We start from the raw sequence: 24,408 nt of genomic DNA, 5'->3' as shown, positions 1-24,408 counted from the left end.
AAAATATCCTAAAAAATAGAGATTGTTTGAAAGTGCGTATTTTAACCCGAAATATTGCGATTAGAGAAGAACAAAATTGGTTAGAAACCCTAAAAAATGCGATTTCTGATCCGAAAATCTTGCTAAAAACCTTAAATTTGCCTATTGAAGATTTTGCCGAGGACATCGCCGCTCGTAAACTTTTTGCTATGCGAGTGCCTTTACCTTTTGTTGAAAAAATGGAAAAAAGGAATCCTAAAGATCCACTTTTTTTACAAGTGATGACAGATCAACAAGAATTTATTGAAGCGGAGGGGTTTAGCCAAGATCCTTTAGATGAGCAGCAAAAAAATGCGGTGCCTAATATTCTGCATAAATACCAAAATCGCTTGCTGTTCATGGCAAAAGGAGGTTGTGCAGTCAATTGCCGTTATTGCTTCCGTCGTCATTTTCCTTATGACCAAAATCCAGGCAATAAAACGAGTTGGCAGCAAGCAATAGACTATATTGCTGCACATCCTGAAATTGAAGAAGTCATTTTCTCAGGCGGTGATCCGATGATGGCAAAGGATAGTGAATGGGCATGGCTATTAGAACACCTTGAAAAGATACCGCACTTACAACGTTTGCGTATTCACTCTCGTTTACCTGTCGTAATTCCGGAGCGCATTACGGATGAATTTTGTGATTTATTGCTAAAAAGTCCATTACAAACAGTATTTGTAACTCATATCAATCACCCAAATGAAATTGATGAAGAACTCGCTTTGGCTATGCAAAAACTGGTAGACGCCAAGGCCACATTACTCAATCAATCAGTCCTTTTAAAGGAGGTGAATGACAACCCACATACATTAAAAGCATTGAGCGATAAGTTGTTTCAAGCGGGAATTCTGCCTTATTACTTGCATTTGTTGGATAAAGTGCAGGGTGCGAGCCATTTCTATATTTCAGATGAGAAAGCGTTACAAATCTACAAAGAATTACAGACACTCACCTCAGGTTATTTAGTGCCCAAATTAGCAAGAGAAATCGGAGGGGAACCAAATAAAACTTTATACACATCTTAATATCCGATAAAATGGGCTTAGTTTTTCACCGCACTTTTGTGTGATCTTTAGTTTAGCAAATCGAGGTAACATCGTGGATAAGCAAAATCAATCTAATGACAATTCATCTCAAAATGAATTAGATTTAGGACTTAATCATTCTGACGCTATTACACCAAGAAAACGGGTTCAATCAAGTGACTCAATTTTTGATAAAGCCAAAGGCCTTTTTGGTAAAAAAGAACAACCAGATACGCAATTTCATGTTCGTCGCGAACCAACTTTTGGTGCGGCAGCAAGCCAACCTTTTTCACCAGCTCAAGCATTTCAAAGTGAAAATGCTGAACAGTCAGCGCCATCAAGTGCTTTCGGAACTCAAGAGTCTATTGAAAATATTCAAGTAGAAAACGTAGCGGAAGAAAAAGTGATTTTTGAAAATGCTCCTGTAGAAGAGATTGTGGAAGAAGTGACAACTCAAGCTGAAACAGTTGCACCAGCAGCCGCTGCTGCAGCAAGCTTGAAATCACCTGAAAAATGGAAGGTTCTACAAATGTTACCAGAAAAACATCGTCGTTTATTTATTGCGATTTTGGGTTTAGTGGTATTACTGATCATTTTCTTCACTCTAAAACCAAATTCAGATACGGTGGAGTCTTTCGAACAACAAAATGGTAATGAAATACCAGTTCAATTCCAATCATTGGATCAGTCTCAACCAGTTGAAACTACAGTATTAGATAACAATAATACTACGGCTCCTGCAACAACGGAACAAGCCGCAAATGATGCTAAATCAGATACACCTCCAGCAATGGAATATGTAGCTGATAAAGCAGATGCCGCTAAATCACAAACTGCAGAGCCTGCACAACAAACTGTTGCTCAACAACCTGCAATACAAGCTCCAGCCCAACCAACTGTTGCTCCAACAGCAGCTAAAGATCTAGTGAAAACTGCACAACCAGCTGTAGAAAAACATACGGCAACGGTTGAGCATAAAGCAGAACCACGTCGTGAACAGACACAAGTTGTTCAAGAGAAAAAACAGTTTAAATCAGCTGACAAAGCGAGCGCTCAACCGACTCAAACGGTAAGAAAAGAGCAAGTTAAAATTCAAGAAGCTAAACCTGTTGCGACTAAAGAAACTAAAGTTCAAATTGTGGAAGCGAAATCCGCAACCAACAAGGCAGTGAAAGCTGCAGAACCAGTAGCTCAAACTGCTTCAACAGGTGCAACAAAAACATTAACTGTGCCGCAAGGGGTTTCACTGATGCAAGTATTCCGTGATAATAAATTGAATATTGCTGATGTGAATGCGATGACTAAAGCACCAGGGGCAGGTAATGTCTTAAGCAGTTTCAAACCTGGTGATAGAGTACAGGTTTTATTGAACAGTCAAGGACGTGTGAATCAACTTCGTTTATCGAATGGAAGTAAGTTTATTCGTCAATCTGATGGTTCATATCAATATAAAAAATAATTTTTAATGGGCGAGCAATCGCCCATTTTTCTAGATAAGATTATTTATCTCTGTTCATTTTATGAAGTGAGCAATGATAAAAATTTTTATGGAAATAATATTTATGTTAAGAAAATTAATTTTAATTTTGACCGTAGTTGGGTTATCAGCTTGTACCCAAAACATGGTCTTAAATCAACCAACTTTACAAAAAATGAAAGTCCAAACGCTTGATAAGAAATCTCAAAAGGGATTAGTAACAGTTTATCTGTGTGAAGGAAATAAAGAAGTGAGCGTGATGCATATTAGACAGAAAAAAAAGAGTAAAAAAATATTAAGTCAAGTAACAGTAACCTTTAATGGTGTAACTGAAAAGCTAATGCGCGTGATTTCGGAACGAGGTAGAAATTATGCGAATATTCGTTGGTACTGGCAGGAACGTGATGACTTCAGCCAATTACAAACTAGCGTAGGCGAAGTACTTGCGGAACGCTGTGTTAAATAGCAAATGAATTAAAATCAGGTAAGTCATTCTTTATGGATTTCCAACGTGGCTTTGTGCTACATCGTCGTCCTTATAGTGAAACCAGTCTTTTGGTGGATTTATTTACGGAGGAAACAGGACGTTTGACGGTTATTGCAAAAGGTGCACGAGCGAAACGTTCTGCATGGAAATCTGTTTTACAGCCTTTTACGCCATTGCTTCTACGTTGGTCGGGGAAAGGCGCATTAAAAACACTCACCAAAGCTGAGCCGGCTGCGATTACATTACCTTTACAACAGACGGCTCTATACAGTGGGTTTTATGTAAATGAGCTGATTACGCGAGTGATCGAGCCAGAAACAGCCAATCCACAGCTTTTTCGGCATTACTTACAATGCTTAACAGGTTTAGCGATTGAATCACAGATCGAACCTACATTACGCTTATTTGAATTTCATTTACTTAAAATCTTAGGTTATGGTATTGATTTTTTGCATTGTGCTGGCTCAGGTTTGCCAGTGGATGAATCGATGACTTACCAATACCGTGCGGAAAAGGGTTTTATCGCTTCATTGGTGAAAGATAACTTGACTTTTTATGGTCGAGATCTACTCGCCTTTGACCGTTTAGAATTCACCGATGAGGCAGTTTTACAAGCGGCAAAACGTTTTACTCGCATCGCACTTAAACCTTATTTAGGTGACAAACCGCTGAAAAGCCGAGAATTATTTACGCAAAATGTACTTTATTTAAAATAATCCCTTTCTTTGATACAAATAGATTAAAACACCATCATGGCTTTACTTTACGCTCCACAAAAAAAACAGAAAACCACACAAAAAATCGTCGCTGAAATTCAGGATTTAGATTATCAAGGGCTAGGTGTCGCCAAAATTCAAGGTAAAACCTGGTTTATTGAAAATGCCTTGCCAATGGAAAAAGTGGAAGCGGTAGTGACCGATGAAAAACGTCAATATGGATTAGCGACTGTACAGAAATGGCTACAAGAGAGTAATCAGCGTGTTGAGCCACAATGTCGTTATTATGGGGGTTGTGGTGGATGCCAAGGCCAGCATATTCCGGTAGAAATGCAGCGTAAAGCCAAAGAGAAAGCCCTTTTTTCTCGTTTAAGTAAATTGCAAGCAGAGCCTATTCAATTAATGCCCATGATTTGTGGCGAACAATGGGCTTATCGTCGTCGAGTACGATTAAGTTTACTGTGGAATGTGAAAAACAAAACTATTGAAATGGGGTTTCGTCAGAAAAATTCCAATCAGTTAGTCAGTATTCAGCAATGCTTAGTCGCAGAGCAAGCAATTAATGATCTTATCCCAAAATTGACCGCACTTTGGGTGCAATATTCAGCCCCGAAACAATTAGGACATATTGAATTGGTTTCTGCTGAGAATGGCGTAGCTATGTTGTTACGCTATAAAGGAAATTTAGCCGAAACTGACCGCACTTTGTTGCTCGAGTTTGCACGCGTCAATGCTGTGAATTTGTTTTTACAAGATGATCAAGGTATCCAACTTGTGTATGGTGAAATGCCTTATTATGCGTTAGACGATATTCGATTATCTTTTGATATCCGCGATTTTATTCAAGTAAATACTCACTTAAATCAGCAAATGGTTGAGACTGCTTTAGATTGGCTTGATTTGAATCAGGATGAGCATGTTTTAGATTTGTTCTGTGGTATGGGCAATTTCACGTTGCCTTTAGCTAAACGCGTGAAAAGTGCGGTTGGAATTGAAGGTGTTTTTGATATGGTGCAAAAAGCCCAAACGAATGCACAGTTTAACCACATTGAGAATGTTGAATTTTATCAAGCCGATTTAGACCAAGCTTTTTCAGAACAGCCTTGGGCAAAACAACATTTCAATAAAATTCTTCTCGACCCGCCTCGTAGCGGTGCGGCTTTTGCACTAAATGCGTTATGTGAGCTTGGTGCAGAAAAAATTCTCTATGTGTCTTGCAACCCCGCAACTTTAGTACGAGATGCAGAAATACTTCGCTCTTTCGGGTATCGTATCATCAAAACGTCCATGATTGATATGTTCCCATATACCAGCCATTTGGAGTCGGTGACATTATTTCTTAAATAAGCTATAAATTCTGATAGAATAATCAGGCTTTTTTGTTGTCTTAAAAAAGACAACTCGGTTGACAGGATGTCGCCGAGCCATATTCATCAACAAGGGGGTATTATGGTTGCAGTTCGTGGTTCTCACTTATCAAATCCGCAAGATTTTGTGATCGAACAATGGTGTTCGAGCCTTAAACTTCTAACTTCAACTGAAAAATCCCTAATTAATGCCTGGTATTATGCTCAAGCTAAGATGGCTGAACACGCAGCTCAAATGAAAAATGCAATTCTTACGTTGCAATCCGGCGTGGAAATGGTGGAAATCCTGCATGAAATGAATATGGACAGTGAAAGTTTGCTCACTGCGATGCTATTTCCATTAGTGGCCAACCAACTCGTCGATTGGGAACAAATTCAAGAAGATTTCGGTCCAAAAATCACTAAACTACTCAAAGGCGTAGAAGAGATGGATAATATTCGTCAGCTCAACGCCAGTCATTCTGCTAATGCCTCTCAAGTAGATAATATGCGCCGAATGCTCCTTGCGATGGTAGATGATTTCCGTTGCGTGATAATCAAACTTGCTGAACGTATTACCTTTCTTCGTAATGCAGAAAATCATGTTTACGAAGAAGAAAAAGTGCTAGCAGCGAAAGAATGTTCCAATATTTATGCCCCGTTGGCAAATCGTTTAGGTATCGGTCAATTAAAATGGGAGCTTGAAGATTACTGCTTCCGTTATTTACATCCAGAACAATATCGAAATATTGCTCAATTATTGCACGAGCGTCGTTTAGACCGTGAGCAATATATTGCTGATTTTGTAACAGAATTAACCGGTTATTTAAAAGAAAATATCGAGCAGGTTGAGGTTTACGGTCGTCCAAAACATATTTATAGTATTTGGCGAAAAATGCAAAAGAAACATTTGGAATTCAGTGGTTTATATGATGTAAGAGCGGTCAGAATTATCGTGCAAAAATTGCAGGATTGTTATACCGCGCTTGGTATCGTGCACACTCATTTTAAACATTTACCAAAAGAATTTGATGACTATGTCGCCAATCCAAAACCGAATGGCTATCAATCTATTCATACCGTCGTATTAGGTAAAGGCGGCAAGCCGATTGAAGTGCAAATTCGTACTCAACAAATGCATGATGATGCGGAACTTGGGGTTGCAGCACACTGGAAATACAAAGAGGGAACGACAGGTAGTCTTTCTGCTTATGAAGAAAAAATCACTTGGTTGCGTAAATTACTTGCATGGCAAGATGATATTACAGATTCTGGCGAAGTGATGGCCGAATTGCGTAGCCAAGTGTTTGATGACCGAGTCTATGTGTTTACACCGAAAGGTGAAGTCGTGGATTTACCAACGGGTTCAACACCGCTTGATTTTGCTTATGCGATCCACAGTGAAATTGGACACCGTTGTATTGGCGCAAAAGTTGGGGGACGTATCGTACCATTCACTTATCACCTACAGATGGGTGAGCAAGTGGATATCATCACACAGAAAAATCCAAATCCAAGCCGAGATTGGGTGAATCCAAACTTAGGTTTTACCCATACGTCAAAAGCACGTGCGAAAATTCAAGCCTGGTTCAAAAAACAAGATCGCGATAAAAATGTTCCAGCGGGTAAAGAGCTGTTAGATAATGAACTTGCTCGTTTGAATATCAGCTTAAAACAAGTAGAACAGCTTGCTTTACCACGTTATAACTTAAAAAATCTAGAAGATTTATATGCGGGTATAGGTAGTGGAGATATTCGTTTAAATCAGTTGATGAACTTCTTACAAAGTCGGCTGATTAAAGTGACGGCAGAAGAGGCTGATCAAGAGATTCTTCGTCATGTTGCGAGCAAAAGCGCGAATACCGCACAACAAAAGGCACAACAGAAAGCAGAACAACAACAGAATAAAAGTTATGTAATTGTTGAAGGTGTAGGCAATTTGATGCATCACATGGCGCGTTGTTGTCAACCTATTCCAGGCGATGCAATTGCAGGCTACATTACTGTGGGGCGAGGTATCTCTATTCATCGTAGCGATTGTGAACAATTCCTTGAATTACAAGTCGTTCATCCTGAACGTGTAGTGGATGCTATTTGGGGGGATAATTATGCAGCAGGTTTTCATATTAATATTCGTATTATAGCGAGTGATCGCAATGGTTTATTACGTGATATTACCACTGTATTGGCGAATGAAAAAGTCAGTGTGCTAGGTGTTTCAAGTCGTGCCGATACAAAAAAACAAGTAGCAACGATGGATATGGAAATTGAACTGAAAAATGTCGAAAGTTTAAGTAAAATACTGGCTAGATTAGAGAAGTTAGATGACGTTATCGAAGCAAAACGTTTATAGATTGCAACATAGGAACTTTTATGTATAAAACCACGGGATTAACCCATTTAATTAACTCCACAAGATATTCCTTACAAGGCTTAAAAAGTGCATTCAAAAATGAAACCGCATTTCGCCACGAATGTTTTCTTGCGTGCATTCTGATTCCGCTCGCATTTGGGCTCGGTGACACTAAAATTGAAATCGCACTAATGATTTCATCGGTTTTACTCGTGATGGCAGTAGAGCTGTTAAATAGTGCAGTTGAAGCGGTGGTGGATCGTATCGGTGAAGAACGCCATGAGCTTTCAGGGAGAGCTAAAGACCAGGGCTCAGCAGCGGTATTTATTGCACTTTGCATCGTTGCCGTTGTTTGGGGAAGTATTTTATTTTTCTAAAGTGCGGTCAATTTTAAGTAAAAATGTTGGCTTATGTGTTTTACATAAGCCGTTTTTGTATAATATACACAAACATTTATATACTTCAGCGGTATTGGATATAAGTAGGTATTTATGACAACAGTTTCGTCTTTTGGTGCATTAGTTGCGCTTATTGTGGCTATTTTTCTCATTTTGAAAAAAGTCTCGCCAGTCTATGGCATGTTGACGGGAGCCTTGATAGGGGGGCTAGTTGGAGGCGCTGATTTATCCGAAACGGTGAACTTAATGATCGGTGGAGCCCAGGGTATTACGACAGCTGTTATGCGAATTTTAGCGGCGGGGGTACTGGCAGGTGTGCTCATTGAATCGGGGGCGGCCAGCACGATTGCTGAAACTATTACACACAAACTCGGTGAAGCAAGAGCGTTATTGGCTTTAGCCTTAGCCACATTAATTTTAACCGCTGTTGGCGTGTTTATTGATGTGGCCGTTATTACGGTTTCCCCGATTGCACTGGCGTTAGCTCGTCGCACCAATTTATCAAAATCAGCCGTTTTATTGGCGATGATTGGTGGGGGTAAAGCAGGAAACTTGATGTCGCCGAATCCCAATGCGATTGCTGCCGCAGATACCTTTCATCTGCCTTTAACGTCGGTAATGGTAGCGGGGATTATTCCTGGGATCTTTGGGCTAGCCTTAACCTATTTCTTAGCGAAACGTTTAAAAAATAAAGGCTCTTTTGTATCCGAACAAGAGAGCGTTGCCGTTGATTCTCAACATTTACCCTCATTTTTGACCGCACTTGCTGCACCATTAGTGGCCATCTTATTACTGGCGCTGCGTCCATTGGCGGACATTAAAGTCGATCCTCTCATTGCATTACCTCTAGGTGGTTTAATTGGTGCGTTATGTATGGGAAAACTTCGCTATGCGAATAGCTATGCAATTAGTGGTTTAGGCAAAATGGCACCGGTGGCGATTATGTTGCTCGGTACCGGTGCTTTAGCCGGCATTATTGGTAACTCGGGTATGAAAGATGTCTTAATCGAAGGCTTAAAGGATTCTGGCTTACCTGCTTATATTCTCGCACCGATTTCTGGTGTATTGATGTCTCTTGCGACAGCATCAACGACGGCAGGCACAGCGGTCGCATCCAATGTATTTAGCTCAACATTATTAGAACTGGGTGTAAGCAGCCTTGCAGCGGCCGCCATGATCCACGCAGGGGCTATCGTATTCGACAATATGCCACACGGTTCTTTCTTCCATGCGACTGGCGGCAGTGTGAATATGAATATGAAAGAACGCTTAAAACTGATTCCTTATGAAAGTGCGATCGGTTTGCTTATGACCGCCGTTTCTACGCTCATTTTCGGTGTGTTTTATTGATGTCAGGAGAGCATATGAAAATTGTGATTGCGCCGGATTCATTTAAAGAAAGTTTAACAGCGCTCGAAGTGGCAAATGCAATTGAAACAGGCTTTAAACGAATTTTCCCGAATGCCGAATATGTGAAATTACCGATGGCAGATGGTGGTGAGGGAACCGTGCAATCCTTAGTGGATGCTACTCAAGGTCGCCTGATTGAAACAGAAGTCACTGCACCGTTAGGCAATCAAGTAAAAAGCTTTTTCGGTTTATCGGGCGATGGTAAAACGGCGATTATTGAAATGGCGGCTGCATCAGGGCTACATCTTGTTCCAATGGATAAACGCAATCCTTGTCAAACCACCAGTTTTGGTACGGGTGAGCTAATTAAGCAAGCCCTTGATCTTGGCGTAAAACATATCATTTTAGGCATTGGTGGGAGTGCCACAAATGACAGTGGCGCGGGTATGCTGCAAGCATTAGGCTTACGTTTATTGGATAAAAATGGTCAATCCATTGGCTTTGGTGGCGCAGAATTATCTAAAATTGCTGAAATTCAAATGACTGATTTAGATCCTCGATTGCAATACGTGAAAATCGAAGTGGCTTGTGATGTAAATAATCCACTTTGTGGTGAACGAGGCGCTTCTGCAATTTTTGGTCCACAAAAAGGTGCGACGCCTGAGATGGTGAAAGAACTCGATGCTGCATTAGCCCATTTTGCTAAAATTGCCGAGCGGGATTGTGGTAAACAAATTCAAGAAAAACCAGGCGCAGGGGCGGCAGGTGGTATGGGCGGAGGTTTATTACTTTTACCCAATGTGCAGCTCAAAGCTGGTGTGCAGATTGTCTTAGATAATTTGAAACTCGCTGAGCAAGTTAAAGAGGCCGATTTAGTCATTACTGGTGAAGGCCGTATGGATGCACAAAGTATTTTAGGCAAGACCCCAATCGGTGTGGCGCGCACGGTGAAACAATTTAATAAGCCAGTCATCGCAATCGTAGGTTGTTTACGTGAGGATTATGAAGTGGTGTATGAACATGGCATTGATGCGGTATTCCCAATTATCCGTAATCTGGGTGATTTACCGACAATTCTCAAGCAAGGCGAGCAGAATTTGATTTCGACGGCTCAAAATGTGGCAAGATTGTTGTCATTAAAATAATGTTTTCATACAAAGTGCGGTCATAAAACGTAATGAATTATGACCGCACTTTTTGATCTTATCCCCTCGGATGAAATCGTTCATGGAGATGTTTCAAGCGTTCTTTAGCTACGTGAGTATAGATTTGCGTGGTGGAGAGATCGCTGTGTCCGAGGAGCATTTGCACAACACGGAGATCTGCACCGTGATTCACTAAATGTGTCGCAAAGGCATGACGGAGAACATGTGGTGAAAGGGCATCTGTATCGATTCCCGCTAACACCGCATAATGTTTTATACGATGCCAAAAGGTTTGGCGAGTCATTTGCTGAGCCCGTTGACTTGGAAAGACCACATCAGAACTTTGTCGATTAAGCAAAATAGGACGACCGTAAAGCACGAATTGTCGCACCCAAAATGCGGCTTCTTCTCCCATTGGTACAATGCGTTCCTTGTTACCTTTGCCAATCACACGCACGACACCTTGTTGCAGGTTCATATTCTCAATAGTGAGCGTGACCAATTCCGTAACACGTAATCCTGTGGCGTAAAGTAATTCCAACATGGCTTTATCGCGTAACTCAAGCGGAATTTCTACATCAGGCGTATTTAATAAATCCGTGACTTGTTGCTCGGTTAAATACTTAGGCAAACGGCTTGGTAGTTTAGGCGAGCTCAGTACAGCACTCGGGTCATCCGTACGATACTTTTCACGATATAAATATTGGAATAATTTCCGCATCGCGCTCAGCATTCGCGCAGTGCTGGTGGCTTTGTAACCTTGCTCTAAACGACTGCCTAGAAATTGTTGCAGATCTAATGGTTCGAGGGTTTCGAGAGATAAATTTTGTTTATCCAACCAATCACACAGTGCGGTCAAATCGAGACGATAAGACTGCACGGTGTTTTCAGACAATCCTTTTTCAATCCAATATTCATTCAAGAACAAATCGACTAGCGTGAGATTATTCATGTTTACACTCTATGTACCAAAAAGGCTTTCACGCCACGCGGAGTGATAAATAAACCCATGAATGCAAAAGCAGCCATTAAGCTGAAAGCATAAACTGGCGAAATTGGATAAAGTACGCCAGAAAGTGCAGTGAAAATGGCAATGGCGGCACATCCTGCTAAGGCATTGTATAAACCTTGTAATTTCGCAATATGGTTTTGTGGTTGAGTCGTGATATAACGCACAGTCGCGTAATGCCCAGCCACATAAGTGAGGCTGTGAAAACATTGCAATAAAACGATTTCAACAAAGGTGTCGGCATAACCGAAAGCAAGCCAACGTACGATAGCAGCGATGCCTGTGAGATAGAAAAGGGCAGTAATGCTCCAATTTTTGAATAATCGGGTGGAGAAGAAAAAGACGACAATTTCTACTAATACGCTGATTCCCCAAAATAAGCCCGCATCGGAAACAGAATGACCGTGGCTTGTCCAGAAGATAGTGCTATATGAGTAATAAGCAGCATGCGATCCTTGAATCAGTGCAATAGCAATAAATAAACGAAGGGTGGTTTTATTTTTGAGTAAGCCTAAAAATCCAACAGAATTTTCGACCGCACTTTGTGGCTCATCTTGTGGCATTGGATTGGGATGAAGTAATTGCACAATGCTATAGAAAATAAGTATGCCCGTAATCATCCATGTGATGTATTGCTCACCAATCATCCCGGCTAAATACCCAAACACCATCACACCAACAACAAATGCAAAGGAGCCAATTAAGCGTACTTTGCCGTAATCTAAATGAATTTGTTGTTGCCACGTGCTGGCGAGGCTATCACCAATCGGCATGCCAGCCGCATTCACCATGGAATACAAGGCAAGTCCAATAAATAATAACCAGAAATTATGCGACATGAGCCCGATTAACGCCATGGTGATAGCGCTGGCAACAGCTAAGTAACGTAAGCCATTCACTAAAAGAGAAACGCGTTTTATCAAGCCAGAAAATAAAATACTGCCACTAAAACGGAAAATATAACCACAGGCCAGCAATAAACCGATGCTTTCTTCACTATAAGATTGCGTTTTCAACCACGCTGGGAAAAGGGGAAGAAATACACCGTAGGCACAATAGTAACCAAAAAAGCTCAGGGTGAGCCAGGTAAAAGGACGAACTTGCATTAGAATAATTTTTCCATTTCTTGTGAGCGTGCCATGCAGGCTTGCATCGCTTGTTTAATGATGTCGTTAAATTGATGTTGATTAAATACATTTAACGCAGCTGCCGTAGTACCGCCTTTTGAGGTGACATTTTCTCGTAAAGTCGAAAGGGCCGTTTGTGGATTTTCAATCACCAGCTTCGCCGAGCCTAACATGGCTTGTTGTACCAACTCACGAGATTGCTTTTCATCTAAACCCATTTCTATTAAGCCTTGTTGCATAGCCTCTAAAAATTGGAAGAAGTAAGCAGGGCTGCTGCCAGATGCCGCGGTGACCGCATGCATTTGATCTTCATCCGTCACCCAAGTGGTTTGTCCGACCGCAGAAAGTAAATCTTCCGCAAAAGTGCGGTCAGTTTCAGGCGTGTTTTTATCGGCAAATAAGCCTGCCATGCCTTCACCTACTAATGCAGGCGTGTTTGGCATGACACGAACAATGGATTTTGCTGTTGGGATGAATTCGGCTAATCGGATGGTCGAAATCCCCGCAGCAATAGAAATGATTAATTTGTTAGAAAAATCAACCGCACTTAATGGCTTGCAAACATCAGCGAGGACTTGCGGTTTAACGGCAAATAAGACTACTTGAGATTGTGTGATGGATTGCTCGTTGTCTGTCGAAACGGAAATGCCATATTGAGCAAAAAAAGCACGTTTCTCTTCATTAGGATCATTAACGATAATTTTATCGGCTGGATAACCTTGTTTTAATAGGCCTAACACAATGGCTTGTGCCATATTGCCACCGCCGATGAAGGCAATTAATTTCTGTTGCATCATTTTTTCCCGTGAGTTTATGGGCTACAATGTCGCGTATTCTACCCTATTATGAAGGAAGTGTTACGATGTGGTTTAAAAATTTAATGTCATATAGACTGACTAAGCCCTTAGATTGGGATCTTAATGAATTGCAACGTCAGTTGTCAGATTGTGAATTTCATCCTTGTGGCTCACAAGATCAAAGTAAATTCGGTTGGGCGAGTCCCTTGAAAGACAGCGAATTATTACATTTTTCAGTCGGTAAACACATTTTATTGGTTGCGAAAAAAGAAGAAAAAATGTTGCCGGCGAATGTGGTGAAACGTGAATTAGATGAACGCATTGAAAACCTTGAGCAAAAAGAAAACCGTAAATTGAAAAAAACGGAAAAACAAACGTTAAAAGATGATGTGGTGATGAATTTATTACCACGTGCATTCACTAAAAATCAGCAAACTGCCGTGTGGATTGATACCGAAAATAATCTTGTTCATGTTGATGCGGCATCCAGTAAACGTGCAGAAGATGCCTTAGCATTATTGCGTAAATCCCTTGGTTCATTACCCGTTGTACCCTTGGCTTTTGCCAATGAACCTTCAATCATTTTAACGGATTGGATTGTGCAGGAAAAAATCCCGCATTGGTTGGTGGCATTAGAAGAGGCTGAACTTCGTGGAAGCCAAGAAGACAGCGTGATCCGTTGCAAAAAACAGCCTTTAGAAAATGAAGAGATTCTCGCGCTTTTACAAGATGGCAAAAAAGTGGTGAGTAAGCTCGCATTGGAATGGGAAGACACACTGACTTTTGTATTTAATGAAGATTGCACGCTCAAACGCTTAAAATTTGCTGATGCCGTGCGTGAGAAAAATGCGGATATTTTAAAAGAAGATTATGCGCAACGCTTTGATGCTGATTTTGTATTAATGACGGGTATTTTATCTAAGCTGACAGAAAATTTACTCGATGAATTCGGTGGTGAGAAAATCAGATTAGGTTAGTTTAATTTAATCATAAAACAAAAGGCGAACATGATGTTCGCCTTTTGTTTGTTGAAAAGTGCGGTCAAATTTCCGCACGTTTTTAATTAGTGAGTACTCGTACTGGTTGTCGTACGATTTGCACGTTTACGATCGTTTTCCGTTAAGAGTTTTTTACGGATACGGATCGATTCTGGTGTCACTTCCACTAACTCGTCATCATCGATAAACTCGATGGCTTGTTCAAGTGTAAATTTTACCGGTGTAGTTAATACGATGGCATCATCTTTACCTGAAGCACGCATATTGGTGAGTTTTTTACCTTGTAAACAGTTTACGGTTAAGTCATTTGTACGGCTGTGAATACCGATGATTTGACCTTCGTAAACTTCTACGTTAGCTTCAATCATTAATTTACCACGCTCTTGTAAACCAAATAGCGCATAAGCTAATGCTTTACCGGTTGCGTTAGAAATTAGTACACCGTTTTTACGTTGACCGATTTCACCTGGTTTGATGTCATCGTAGTGATCGAAACTGGAGTAAAGTAAACCTGTACCTGACGTCATCGTCATGAATTCACCACGGAAACCGATTAAACCACGGCTTGGGATGATGTATTCTAAACGTACACGACCTTTGCCATCTGGCATCATATCGCGAACTTCACCTTTACGGATACCTAATGCTTCCATGACAGAACCTTGGTGTTGCTCTTCTACGTCGATAGTCACTTGCTCATAAGGCTCTTGTTTTTTACCGTTGATTTCACGATAAATTACTTTAGGACGAGAAACCGCAAGTTCATAACCTTCACGACGCATATTTTCAATTAATACAGAAAGGTGTAATTCACCACGACCAGAAACACGGAATTCATCTGGGTTTGGTGTTTCTTCTACGCGTAATGCCACGTTGTGAACTAACTCTTTATTTAAACGTTCAAGAATTTGACGAGAAGTCACATATTTACCTTCTTGACCCGCAAACGGAGAGGTGTTTACACAGAAGAACATGGTTACAGTTGGTTCATCAACGGTTAATGAAGGTAAGGCTTCAACCGCATTGATATCACAAAGGGTGTCAGAAATATTTAATTCACCTAAACCGGTAATTGCAATGATGTCACCCGCATAAGCGATATCTTCTTCATAACGTTGTAAACCAAGGTGACCTAATACTTGACCCACACGACCTTGGCGAGTTTTACCTTCACCATCAATGATAGTCACAGGTTGATTTGGTTTGATAGCACCACGTTTGATACGACCGATACCGATAACACCCACATAGCTGTTATAGTCTAATTGTGAGATTTGCATTTGGAATGGCGCATCAAGTTCCACTTTTGGCGGTTCAACGTGTTGAACGATCGCTTCAAATAATGGGGTCATATCTTCCGCTAAATCTTCATGTTCAAGACCTGCGACACCATTTAATGCAGATGCATAGATAATCGGGAAGTCTAATTGTTCATCGGTTGCACCAAGGTTAACGAATAAATCGAATACTTGATCCACAACCCAATCAGGACGAGCGCCTGGACGGTCAACTTTGTTGATAACAACAATTGGTTTTAAACCGTGAGCAAAGGCTTTTTGAGTTACGAAACGTGTTTGCGGCATTGGGCCATCAAAGGCATCCACGACTAAAAGTACAGAATCTACCATAGAAAGTACACGTTCAACTTCACCACCGAAGTCAGCGTGTCCTGGGGTATCTACGATGTTAATACGATAATCATTCCAGTTAATTGCCGTATTTTTTGCAAGAATGGTAATGCCACGTTCTTTTTCAAGATCGTTTGAGTCCATTACGCGTTCATCAACATCACCACGAGTGGATTCAAATGTACCGGATTGTTGAAGGAGTTTGTCAACGAGGGTGGTTTTACCATGGTCAACGTGAGCGATAATTGCGATATTGCGCAATTTATTAATATCAATGTCGTTTTTCATTTATTACGTTCTTAATGTTTAAGTTTTGTAGGGTGGAATTTTTATGCCACCGAATAGTCCAAGTAGTTTAAATTGGCGAGTAAAACTCACCCTACGAGAATCTCGAAAGGGCAAAAATTATACACGATATTTCGTTACTCTGCTATGCTAGGGCATAAAATAAATCTTATGAAAAAAGCAAGCGGTTGCGTTATAATGCTCTTTTAATTTTTATAAAGATTATATACATAGCAAAATAGAGGACTCCTTATGCCAAATGCAAATGCAATTGCCAACGTATTCAAACTGATCGAAGAGAACGATATTAAGTTCGTGCTACTTCGTTTCACCGACATCAAAGGTAAAGAACACGGCGTTTCTATCCCGGTTAGCCTTGTCGATGAAGATATGTTTGAAGATGGCAAAATGTTCGATGGCTCTTCGGTTGAAGGTTGGAAAACCATTAACAAAGCCGATATGCTTTTAATGCCAATCGCTGAAACTGCGGTAGTCGATCCATTTGCACAGATCCCAACCCTCTCTATTCGTTGTAGTATTTATGAACCAACGACCATGCAAAGCTATGATCGTGACCCGCGTTCAATTGCCATTCGTGCCGAAAACTATATGCGTTCAATCGGTATTGCGGATCAAGCATTCTTTGGTCCTGAACCCGAGTTCTTCTTATTTGATGATGTCCGTTTTGATGTATCAATGAACCGCGCCTCCTTTGCCGTTGATGACATTGAAGCTGCTTGGAACACCAACAAAAAATACGAAGGTGGTAACAACGCCTATCGTCCATTGAAAAAAGGCGGTTACTGTGCGGTTGCTCCAATTGATACGGCACATGATATTCGCTCTGAAATGTGTTTGATTTTAGAAGAAATGGGCTTAGTAGTAGAAGCTCACCACCATGAAGTGGCGACTGCAGGTCAAAATGAAATTGCAACGAAATTCAATAGCTTAACCTTGAAAGCGGATGAAACGCAAATCTATAAATATGTGGTGCAAAACGTTGCATTAGAACATGGTAAAACCGCTTGCTTTATGCCAAAACCAATCACGGGTGACAATGGTTCAGGCATGCACTGTAATATGTCATTAAGCAAAGACGGTAAAAATATTTTCCAAGGTGATAAATATGCAGGCCTTTCTGAAACTGCACTTTATTACATTGGCGGTATCATTAAGCATGCTAAAGCATTAAATGCTTTTACTAACCCAAGTACTAACTCATACAAACGTTTAGTACCAGGCTTTGAAGCACCAGTATTATTAGCTTACTCTGCAAGCAACCGTTCTGCTTCAATCCGTATCCCAGCAGTAACCAACCCGAAAGCAATTCGTATTGAAGCACGTTTCCCAGATCCTTTGGCAAACCCATATCTTGCATTCGCTGCGCTATTGATGGCAGGCCTTGACGGTGTAGTAAACAAAATCCACCCAGGCGATGCAATGGATAAAAATCTTTATGATCTTCCTCCAGAAGAATTAAAAGATATTCCAGCGGTAGCAAGCTCACTAGAAGAAGCATTGAATTCATTAGAAAAAGACTATGAATTCTTAACGCAAGGTGGTGTTTTTGCTAAAGACTTTATCGAAGCATTTATTAGTGTTAAACGTAAAGACGTAGAGCGTCTAAATATGACACCACATCCGGTTGAGTTTGAGATGTATTATGCTTAGTTAAAATGTAATCAATTGATTTTAATGCATAAAAGGTATCACCTGCCAAGTGATGCCTTTTTTATTTATATCAATAACTTATTTTTTTATTACGATTAGTTATTTTTCATTAAGATTATTTTAATTCCCTTGTTAGAGTAGGGGAAGTCAGGTAGAATGCGATAAACTTATAGTATGTTCAATTGACCTGAAAGGATTAATAATGAGTGATAGTCGTTATCAAAAACTAAACGAGTCGGATCAGATTGATTTGGTTGAATTAGTTAAAAATCTGTGGAAGAAAAAGCTATGGATTATTTTATCTGCTTTCGTTTGTACCGCCATTGCGGCAGGCTATGCTTTTACGGCTAAAGAGCAATGGACATCTAAATCAGTAGTAATTGCTCCCAAGGTGGCCAATTTAGGCGATTATTTATCATTTCGTAGTGAATATGCATCTATTCTAGATATCAAAGATTTTTCTCAAGATAAAGTTTCAGAACAGGTATTTAATGACTTTAAAACGGCTTTATTTTCACGTAGCTTGAAAGAGGCATTCTTTTCTCAATCTGCCTGGTTTAACACTTATGCAGCCAAAAATGCTAATTCCGAAGAAGCTAAACAAAGACTGTTATCTAATTTGGTCGATAAAAATCTGATCGTTACCATACCAGATCCTAAAAAAGATCCAAATTCAATTGGTGTGAATGTTAGTTTTGCTGCTGAGACTCCAAAAGATGCGCAGAATGTATTATTGGACTATATCCAATTTGTAAACCAATGGGTGCTTGCTGAAAATAAAAAAGACTTTCTAGCGAATATTAATTTGGTGCTTAGTGGATTAGATGTTCAGAAAAACAAGATTGAACGAGATACAGAAACTGTGCGTCAAATTCAGTTAGAAAACCTTACAACGGCATTAGATATCGCAAAATCAGCTGGGATTAAAGATTATTCAAAATCTTTAAGTGGTAATGTAAGTGTACCAGAAGTATTGTTAGGTGATGCAAAGGTACCGTTTAGTGATTCAAAACTCAGTGATGGCTCATATTTATTTATGTTGGGAGAAAAGTACTTGCAAGCTCAAGTTGATACTTTGAAAAATGCACCTTTAGTCTATTCGCAGAATTATTACAATATAGAAAAACAGTCTAACCTATTGAACCTATTGGAGAAAAAAGTAGAGCGAGAAGGTGCTGTCAGCGGATATTATTATTTGAGTTCACCGGATTATCCTGTTAAACGTGATTGGCCGAAACGCTTAATTTTACTTATTGCAGGTGCATTTTTAGGAAGTGTGCTAGGTTGTTTAGTGGTATTAGTAAAAAGTTTTTTGAAAAAATAAATTAAGAGTTATTTAATATATGGGTGATTTAGGAAGTATAAAAAATAATAGCTATTATGCTAATTTTTTCTATTTGGTAAGTTTTATATTATACCTTATTAATACATTTCTAAATCACTCGATGTTTTCTAGCCTAGAAATTTATCCATTAATAAAAATAGTTCTATTTTCAGGTGTTGTTCTATTTCTCGCTATAAAGCTAATTTTAGTTGATTTATTTTCTCTTAAAGAATTGCTATCTTATTTATTTGTCTTCTCTCTTATGTGTCTAATTAGCCTAAATACAGGAGATAGACAGCTTATTACATTAATTGCGCTCATATTAGGTGCTAAAAATGTTAACTTTAGATATATCATAGTTACATTTTTCATAACTATTATATTGTTACTTATATTCACCTATTTATCTACATTACTAGATATTATTCCTAATCTCCAATATTCTAGAATTAGAGATGGAGAAATAAAAATAAGAAATTCATTTGGAACAATTTATCCAACAGTTTTTGCAGCATATTTACAGAGTATAGTAATTGCTTATGCATATTTAATGAATGAAAGAAAGGCATTTAATCATCTAATTTTAATATTATTATCGTGTATTTCAATTTTTCTTGCATTAGAACTAGCCGATGCTAGGATGTCTGGTTATAGTATAATGCTATTTCTAGTATTTTATTATATAAGTATTATCTTTTTTAGAAGAATCTATCGTAATAAGTTTATGTCGAAAGTAATATCCTTATCTTACTTAGTTGGATTCTTAGTGATTTTTTATCTTTCATATAATTTTAATACAGAAAATACACTTTCTTTAGAGATCAATAATGTACTAAGCGGTAGATTACAACTAGGCTATAATGCTTTCCAGGAATACCATATTCCATTACTAGGACAAACCATAGAATTTATTGGTTTTGGCGGAAGTACAAAAGAAATCTCAGAAGAATTATACAATTATGTAGATTCTTCTTATTTACAGTTTATGTTAAGGTACGGAGTCTTATTCACTATTCTTTCTATTGCTAGTTATATAATCCTTACATATAAAAGACTTAAATTAAACGATTATAAATTTATTTCAATTATAGCTATTTTAACAATTAATAGTATGATTGAAGACCGCTTATTAGATGTTTCTATAAATGTTTATTGGTTGTTAATTTTATCTTTTTATCATACTGCATATATAAAGAAAGATAGTTATTCATAATACAATAGGTGTCATTTTGAAAAATATAAAAATAATCATAGCTACTCATAAAGAGTATTTTATGCCTTTAGATGATGTGTATTTACCTGTTCATGTTGGTAAAGAAGGAAAGGCAGATATTGGTTATCAAGGTGATAACGAAGGAGAAAATATCTCTATCAAAAATCCTTACTTTTGTGAGCTGACAGGACTTTATTGGGCATGGAAAAACTTACCTAATGATTATCTTGGGCTTATTCACTATAGAAGGTTTTTTACTACAAAAGGGCGTTTTGAGAGAAAAAATCAACCGCTTGAAGATCTATATCTAACTCATAAGGAAGCTTCTGATTTGTTAGCTGATTATGATGTTATTGTGCCAAGCAAACGTAATTATTATATTGAAACGCTTTATTCTCACTATGCTAACACCTTACATGCAGAGCATTTAGATATAACACGTGAGATTATTAGAGAAAAGTGCGGTGAATATTTAGAAAGTTTTGATAAAGTAATGAAGCAACGTAGTGGATATATGTTTAATATGTTCATTATGTCTAAAGAATTAACAGATAGCTATTGTAGCTGGTTATTCCCGATCTTATTTGAATTAGAGAAACGTTTACCAGCAGCTAAATATTCAGCATTCCATGCTCGCTTCTATGGACGCGTAAGTGAATTACTCTTTAATGTTTGGCTTGTGCAATATAATAAGAATACGCCAATTAAGATAAAAGAACTCCCTTTTGTATATGGAGAGAAAATTAATTGGGGTAAAAAGATTTTAGCTTTCTTACAAGCAAAATTTCTTGGTAAAAAATACGAAGCAAGCTTTTAATTACTGGAAAAATAATGAAACGTATTCTTGTATATGGTATGACAGACAATTTAGGTGGTTTGGAAGTCTATATCTATAATATTTATCAACACCTAGATAAAGATCAAATCCAATTTGATTTTGTTTGTGATTTTCCCAATATGGCTTTGAGTGATTTTTATCTGAAAAATGGTTGTAAAATTCATTACATTCCTCCTAAAAATAAAGGTCTTTTTCGTAGTCTATGGGAAATGTATAAAGTAATTAAGAAAGGGAATTACGATACAATTTATTTTAATATAATGAATGCAGGATATGTATTAAATATGCTTCCTGCATTCTTATTGAGAAAAAAAATTGCTACTCATTCTCATAATGCTGATACAACGAAAAAGAGATTGCATTATTCATTAAGATGGCTTCTCAACAAACTAAGTAATATAAAATTAGCTTGCTCTGAAAAAGCTGGTATATTTATGTATGGCGAGAATGAAAAATATCAAGTTATTAAAAATGGAATTGATCTTGATAAATATACGTACTCCAAAGAAAAATATACGAGTATTAGACAGAAGCTAAGATGGGATGAAAATCCGGTTATTCTATATGTTGCGAGAATGAATCATCAGAAAAATCCTTTTTTTGCTTTAGAAATTATGCATGCATTAAATAAAAAAATACCGAATGTGATGATGGCTTATATCGGCGATGGAGAATTAAAAAAAGATATTGAGAAATATATTTCAGAGAGAAATATCAAAAATATCTCTTTTATGGGCATTCGTGATGATGTCAATCAACTTATGATTGCTTCAGATATACTTATACTGCCTTCTTTATTTGAAGGATTGCCGATTGTTTCTGTTGAAGCACAAGCAGCAGGTTTACCAACATTATTATCAGATAATGTATCAAAAGAGGCAAAATTAGTTTCTTCAACAGAATTCTTGCCTATTGATAATGTGACTCATTGGAGTAATAGAATTATATCAATTATAAATAATAAAGATAATCAACGGATAAGTGATACTAATGCTTTAAATAAAAATGGATATAATATTATTAATGTTTCTCATTTTGTTCAAAAAATTTTATTAGGTTAGCACAATGAAAATTAGTCTTATTTTTGCTTGTTATAATGTTTCTCATTATTTAGATGAATTATATAGTTTATTGACCACTCAAACTAATGAAAATATAGAGTATATCTTTATAGAAGATTGTTCAACAGATAATACAAAAGAAAAATTACTTAAATTTAATGACCCAAGAATCCGTGTTTTATTAAATAACGAAAACATTGGATTGGCTAATAATAGGAATAAAGGTATTGAATATGCAACTGGAGATTATATTTGGTTTCCTGATCCAGATGATTTATTTGATATTGAATTATTATCGAAAGTAACTCAAATTATATCAAGGCATAATCCTGATATAATTACAATAGGAATGCAAGAAAGATATGAAATTGATGGTAAATTATCATACAAAAAAAACATTATTAGCAAATTTGAAGGATTAATAAAAACAGATTTTAACCCTGTGTTAGTAGATTTAGAAAAGACTTTCCTGTTTGGTTATATGAATAATAAATTTTATAGAAAGGAAATTTTAGATAAATATAATTTTAGAAATCATCATCAAGCATTAAAAGAAGATTTTGAATTTAATGTTGAGGTTTTTAAAGTTATATCTAATTTCTATATTCTTAATAAGCCTTTATATTTCTATATGAAAAGAAATAATGGTAGCTTAACGGCTAAGTTTGTACCAGATTATTTTCCAATTCATATGAAAACGCTTTCTTCATTCAGTTCTCTTTTAAAAACAAAGGGGCAGCTTAATGAAGACGCACTAAAATTATTAGTAAATCGATTTATTCGCTATACACTTTCTGCCATTGAGAGAAATTCCTCACCTAATGCAAATTTAACATTTAAAGCACAAAGAGATTGGATCATCAATTCTGTGTATAGTCAAGAACAATTTAGATTGATGGAGAATAATGCTCGGCTTGTAAGTAGAAAACAGAAACCAATATATTTTTTATTAAAATATAGAATGAGTTATCTACTTGTGTTATTAGGTAATTTTGTAAAATTAGTAAAATCTAGATTGCCTATTTTATTTACAAAGTTAAAAGGCTAGATAATATAAGGTTAATAATCAAATGAAAAAATATCAAATTGTTGAGTTAAGTAATGAACATAACCACGCAGGTAGTAAAGCTGTACAAGACGTATGTGATATAGCGAAAAATTTAGATTATGAAGCTAAAGTAATTAGAACAGCAACAAGCATAGACTCATTATGGGGAAAAATTAGAAGACAAACACTTTTTTTTATTGATTGGCTCAAGATCTATTTTTCTATTACTCCTAATTCATTAGTACTTATTCAAAACCCTTATCACCACAAGCAACTGATTCGTAATTGGGTCCTTAATAAACTTAAGAAAGATAAACAAGTAATATTTATATCTTTAGTTCATGATGTAGAGGAGCTAAGAAAGAGTCTGTATAATAACTATTATAAAAAAGAATTTAATTTTATGCTATCTATTGCTGATTCAATTATTATACATAATGATAAGATGAAAGCTTTCTTTACAAAAAAAGGAACTTCAGAAAATAAACTAGTTATCCTTAAAATTTTTGATTATTTAATGGATAAAGAAGCGACAAACCAGAATGTTATATTTGAACGAGCAATTTCAATTGCAGGAAATCTAGATATTAATAAATCGGCCTATATTGCCCAACTTGGTAAGTTAGGTATTATCGTTCATTTATATGGACCTAATTTTTCTCATTCATTAGAACAATATGAAGATATTCAATATCATGGCTCATTCCCCGCTTCAGAGATTCCAAATCAGCTCAACTCAGGGTTTGGTTTAGTTTGGGATGGAAATAGTATAGATACTTGTAGTGGTGACTTTGGAGAATATTTGCAATATAACAACCCACATAAACTTTCTCTTTATCTAGCCTCTGGAATTCCCGTGGTTATTTGGGATAAAGCTGCTGAAGCAGACTTTGTAAGAGAACATAATGTGGGTATTTGTGTTTCCTCTCTAAATGAGTTGAAAGATAAATTATCTACTATTTCTGAAGATGAGTATAAAAATATGCTATTAAATGTTCAAGAAATATCTCAATTACTACAAAAAGGTCATTATACTCGCTTGGCTTTAGAAAAAGCTGAATTAGTGATAAGAGTGAGTTAAATATTAT

General features: G+C 37.5%; 21 protein-coding genes. 17 read left to right on the top strand and 4 right to left on the bottom strand.

The window, feature by feature from the left end; all coding sequences use genetic code 11:
• Positions 1-32: 32 nt before the first annotated feature.
• The 9 genes from epmB to EL215_RS01315 all read left to right on the top strand — a co-directional run bounded on the left by epmB (position 33) and on the right by EL215_RS01315 (position 10,321).
• On the top strand, positions 33-1,049 hold the full coding sequence (epmB, locus tag EL215_RS01355) for an EF-P beta-lysylation protein EpmB (RefSeq protein ID WP_126471973.1): 1,017 nt from the start codon (positions 33-35) through the stop codon (positions 1,047-1,049).
• 73 nt (positions 1,050-1,122) lie between these two features.
• Positions 1,123-2,508 (top strand): opacity-associated protein OapA, encoded by a 1,386-nt coding sequence (oapA, locus tag EL215_RS01350; RefSeq protein WP_126469710.1) that lies wholly within the window; start codon positions 1,123-1,125, stop codon positions 2,506-2,508.
• Positions 2,509-2,611: 103 nt separating this feature from the next.
• Positions 2,612-2,992 carry an MliC family protein gene (locus EL215_RS01345; protein ID WP_049357942.1) on the top strand — a complete coding sequence of 127 codons (381 nt, stop codon included), beginning with the start codon at positions 2,612-2,614 and terminating at the stop codon, positions 2,990-2,992.
• A 32-nt stretch (positions 2,993-3,024) separates the two neighbouring features.
• Entirely contained in the window at positions 3,025-3,729 is a 705-nt protein-coding gene (gene recO / locus EL215_RS01340) for a DNA repair protein RecO (RefSeq protein ID WP_126469708.1), read from the top strand.
• A 36-nt stretch (positions 3,730-3,765) separates the two neighbouring features.
• Positions 3,766-5,076 (top strand): 23S rRNA (uracil(1939)-C(5))-methyltransferase RlmD, encoded by a 1,311-nt coding sequence (gene rlmD, locus EL215_RS01335; RefSeq protein ID WP_126469706.1) that lies wholly within the window; start codon positions 3,766-3,768, stop codon positions 5,074-5,076.
• Positions 5,077-5,178: 102 nt separating this feature from the next.
• Positions 5,179-7,428 carry a GTP diphosphokinase gene (relA, locus tag EL215_RS01330; protein WP_126469704.1) on the top strand — a complete coding sequence of 750 codons (2,250 nt, stop codon included), beginning with the start codon at positions 5,179-5,181 and terminating at the stop codon, positions 7,426-7,428.
• Between the two features lie 20 nt (positions 7,429-7,448).
• Positions 7,449-7,805: a diacylglycerol kinase gene (locus EL215_RS01325; RefSeq protein WP_126469702.1), complete on the top strand. Its 357-nt coding sequence runs from the start codon at positions 7,449-7,451 to the stop codon at positions 7,803-7,805.
• Positions 7,806-7,919: 114 nt separating this feature from the next.
• Positions 7,920-9,176 carry a GntP family permease gene (locus EL215_RS01320; protein ID WP_126469700.1) on the top strand — a complete coding sequence of 419 codons (1,257 nt, stop codon included), beginning with the start codon at positions 7,920-7,922 and terminating at the stop codon, positions 9,174-9,176.
• A 14-nt stretch (positions 9,177-9,190) separates the two neighbouring features.
• The gene (locus EL215_RS01315; protein WP_126469698.1) at positions 9,191-10,321 is read left to right on the top strand and encodes a glycerate kinase; all 1,131 of its coding nucleotides are present in this window, start codon (positions 9,191-9,193) and stop codon (positions 10,319-10,321) included.
• 58 nt (positions 10,322-10,379) lie between these two features.
• Here the strand turns inward: EL215_RS01315 and xerD are convergent, their stop codons facing one another.
• Genes xerD through proC form a run of 3 tightly spaced genes read right to left on the bottom strand, consistent with a single transcriptional unit; the run spans position 10,380 to position 13,251 of the window.
• Complete coding sequence (gene xerD, locus EL215_RS01310; protein ID WP_126469696.1) at positions 10,380-11,273, bottom strand: site-specific tyrosine recombinase XerD; 894 nt, start codon at positions 11,271-11,273, stop codon at positions 10,380-10,382.
• A gap of 2 nt (positions 11,274-11,275) precedes the next feature.
• Positions 11,276-12,436 (bottom strand): 3-phenylpropionate MFS transporter, encoded by a 1,161-nt coding sequence (locus EL215_RS01305; RefSeq protein ID WP_126469694.1) that lies wholly within the window; start codon positions 12,434-12,436, stop codon positions 11,276-11,278.
• Positions 12,436-13,251, bottom strand: coding sequence for a pyrroline-5-carboxylate reductase (gene proC / locus EL215_RS01300; protein ID WP_126471971.1), 816 nt, complete (start codon positions 13,249-13,251; stop codon positions 12,436-12,438). Before proC ends, EL215_RS01305 begins: the two co-directional genes overlap by 1 nt.
• 68 nt (positions 13,252-13,319) lie before the next feature.
• Here proC and rdgC point away from each other — a divergent pair, with 68 nt between their 5' ends.
• Positions 13,320-14,231, top strand: coding sequence for a recombination-associated protein RdgC (rdgC, locus tag EL215_RS01295; protein ID WP_126469692.1), 912 nt, complete (start codon positions 13,320-13,322; stop codon positions 14,229-14,231).
• Between the two features lie 86 nt (positions 14,232-14,317).
• Here the strand turns inward: rdgC and typA are convergent, their stop codons facing one another.
• Positions 14,318-16,168 (bottom strand): translational GTPase TypA, encoded by a 1,851-nt coding sequence (gene typA, locus EL215_RS01290; protein ID WP_126469690.1) that lies wholly within the window; start codon positions 16,166-16,168, stop codon positions 14,318-14,320.
• Positions 16,169-16,417: 249 nt separating this feature from the next.
• Between typA and glnA the strand changes: the two genes are divergently transcribed.
• The 7 genes from glnA to EL215_RS01255 all read left to right on the top strand — a co-directional run bounded on the left by glnA (position 16,418) and on the right by EL215_RS01255 (position 24,401).
• Positions 16,418-17,836, top strand: coding sequence for a type I glutamate--ammonia ligase (gene glnA, locus EL215_RS01285; protein ID WP_126469688.1), 1,419 nt, complete (start codon positions 16,418-16,420; stop codon positions 17,834-17,836).
• A 202-nt stretch (positions 17,837-18,038) separates the two neighbouring features.
• Positions 18,039-19,160 carry an LPS O-antigen chain length determinant protein WzzB gene (locus EL215_RS01280; RefSeq protein ID WP_126469686.1) on the top strand — a complete coding sequence of 374 codons (1,122 nt, stop codon included), beginning with the start codon at positions 18,039-18,041 and terminating at the stop codon, positions 19,158-19,160.
• A 19-nt stretch (positions 19,161-19,179) separates the two neighbouring features.
• Positions 19,180-20,373, top strand: a complete 1,194-nt coding sequence (locus EL215_RS01275; protein ID WP_126469684.1) for a hypothetical protein — start codon at positions 19,180-19,182, stop codon at positions 20,371-20,373.
• Between the two features lie 13 nt (positions 20,374-20,386).
• Entirely contained in the window at positions 20,387-21,190 is an 804-nt protein-coding gene (locus EL215_RS01270; protein ID WP_126469682.1) for a DUF4422 domain-containing protein, read from the top strand.
• 14 nt (positions 21,191-21,204) lie between these two features.
• Entirely contained in the window at positions 21,205-22,272 is a 1,068-nt protein-coding gene (locus EL215_RS01265) for a glycosyltransferase (RefSeq protein WP_126469680.1), read from the top strand.
• Positions 22,273-22,276: 4 nt separating this feature from the next.
• A complete protein-coding gene (locus tag EL215_RS01260; protein WP_126469678.1) occupies positions 22,277-23,320 on the top strand; it encodes a glycosyltransferase family 2 protein in 1,044 nt (347 codons plus the stop codon).
• Positions 23,321-23,342: 22 nt separating this feature from the next.
• A complete protein-coding gene (locus EL215_RS01255) occupies positions 23,343-24,401 on the top strand; it encodes a sugar transferase (protein WP_126469676.1) in 1,059 nt (352 codons plus the stop codon).
• Positions 24,402-24,408: the final 7 nt, after the last annotated feature.

It is taken from the genome of Haemophilus parainfluenzae (genome assembly GCF_900638025.1).
GTDB lineage: Bacteria > Pseudomonadota > Gammaproteobacteria > Enterobacterales > Pasteurellaceae > Haemophilus_D > Haemophilus_D parainfluenzae_J.
This window is presented reverse-complemented; position numbering and strand designations above follow the sequence as displayed.

Excerpts from the sequence above, each read along its gene's own strand:
- proC (WP_126471971.1), bottom strand. The coding sequence starts at position 13,251 with ATGCAACAGAAATTAATTGCCTTCATCGGCGGTGGCAATATGGCACAA.
- rlmD (WP_126469706.1), top strand. The coding sequence starts at position 3,766 with ATGGCTTTACTTTACGCTCCACAAAAAAAACAGAAAACCACACAAAAA.
- EL215_RS01255 (WP_126469676.1), top strand. The coding sequence starts at position 23,343 with ATGAAAAAATATCAAATTGTTGAGTTAAGTAATGAACATAACCACGCA.
- EL215_RS01275 (WP_126469684.1), top strand. The coding sequence starts at position 19,180 with ATGGGTGATTTAGGAAGTATAAAAAATAATAGCTATTATGCTAATTTT.
- EL215_RS01260 (WP_126469678.1), top strand. The coding sequence starts at position 22,277 with ATGAAAATTAGTCTTATTTTTGCTTGTTATAATGTTTCTCATTATTTA.
- typA (WP_126469690.1), bottom strand. The coding sequence starts at position 16,168 with ATGAAAAACGACATTGATATTAATAAATTGCGCAATATCGCAATTATC.
- EL215_RS01265 (WP_126469680.1), top strand. The coding sequence starts at position 21,205 with ATGAAACGTATTCTTGTATATGGTATGACAGACAATTTAGGTGGTTTG.
- recO (WP_126469708.1), top strand. The coding sequence starts at position 3,025 with ATGGATTTCCAACGTGGCTTTGTGCTACATCGTCGTCCTTATAGTGAA.
- relA (WP_126469704.1), top strand. The coding sequence starts at position 5,179 with ATGGTTGCAGTTCGTGGTTCTCACTTATCAAATCCGCAAGATTTTGTG.
- EL215_RS01325 (WP_126469702.1), top strand. The coding sequence starts at position 7,449 with ATGTATAAAACCACGGGATTAACCCATTTAATTAACTCCACAAGATAT.
- xerD (WP_126469696.1), bottom strand. The coding sequence starts at position 11,273 with ATGAATAATCTCACGCTAGTCGATTTGTTCTTGAATGAATATTGGATT.
- EL215_RS01320 (WP_126469700.1), top strand. The coding sequence starts at position 7,920 with ATGACAACAGTTTCGTCTTTTGGTGCATTAGTTGCGCTTATTGTGGCT.
- EL215_RS01315 (WP_126469698.1), top strand. The coding sequence starts at position 9,191 with ATGAAAATTGTGATTGCGCCGGATTCATTTAAAGAAAGTTTAACAGCG.
- rdgC (WP_126469692.1), top strand. The coding sequence starts at position 13,320 with ATGTGGTTTAAAAATTTAATGTCATATAGACTGACTAAGCCCTTAGAT.
- glnA (WP_126469688.1), top strand. The coding sequence starts at position 16,418 with ATGCCAAATGCAAATGCAATTGCCAACGTATTCAAACTGATCGAAGAG.
- EL215_RS01345 (WP_049357942.1), top strand. The coding sequence starts at position 2,612 with ATGTTAAGAAAATTAATTTTAATTTTGACCGTAGTTGGGTTATCAGCT.
- EL215_RS01280 (WP_126469686.1), top strand. The coding sequence starts at position 18,039 with ATGAGTGATAGTCGTTATCAAAAACTAAACGAGTCGGATCAGATTGAT.
- EL215_RS01305 (WP_126469694.1), bottom strand. The coding sequence starts at position 12,436 with ATGCAAGTTCGTCCTTTTACCTGGCTCACCCTGAGCTTTTTTGGTTAC.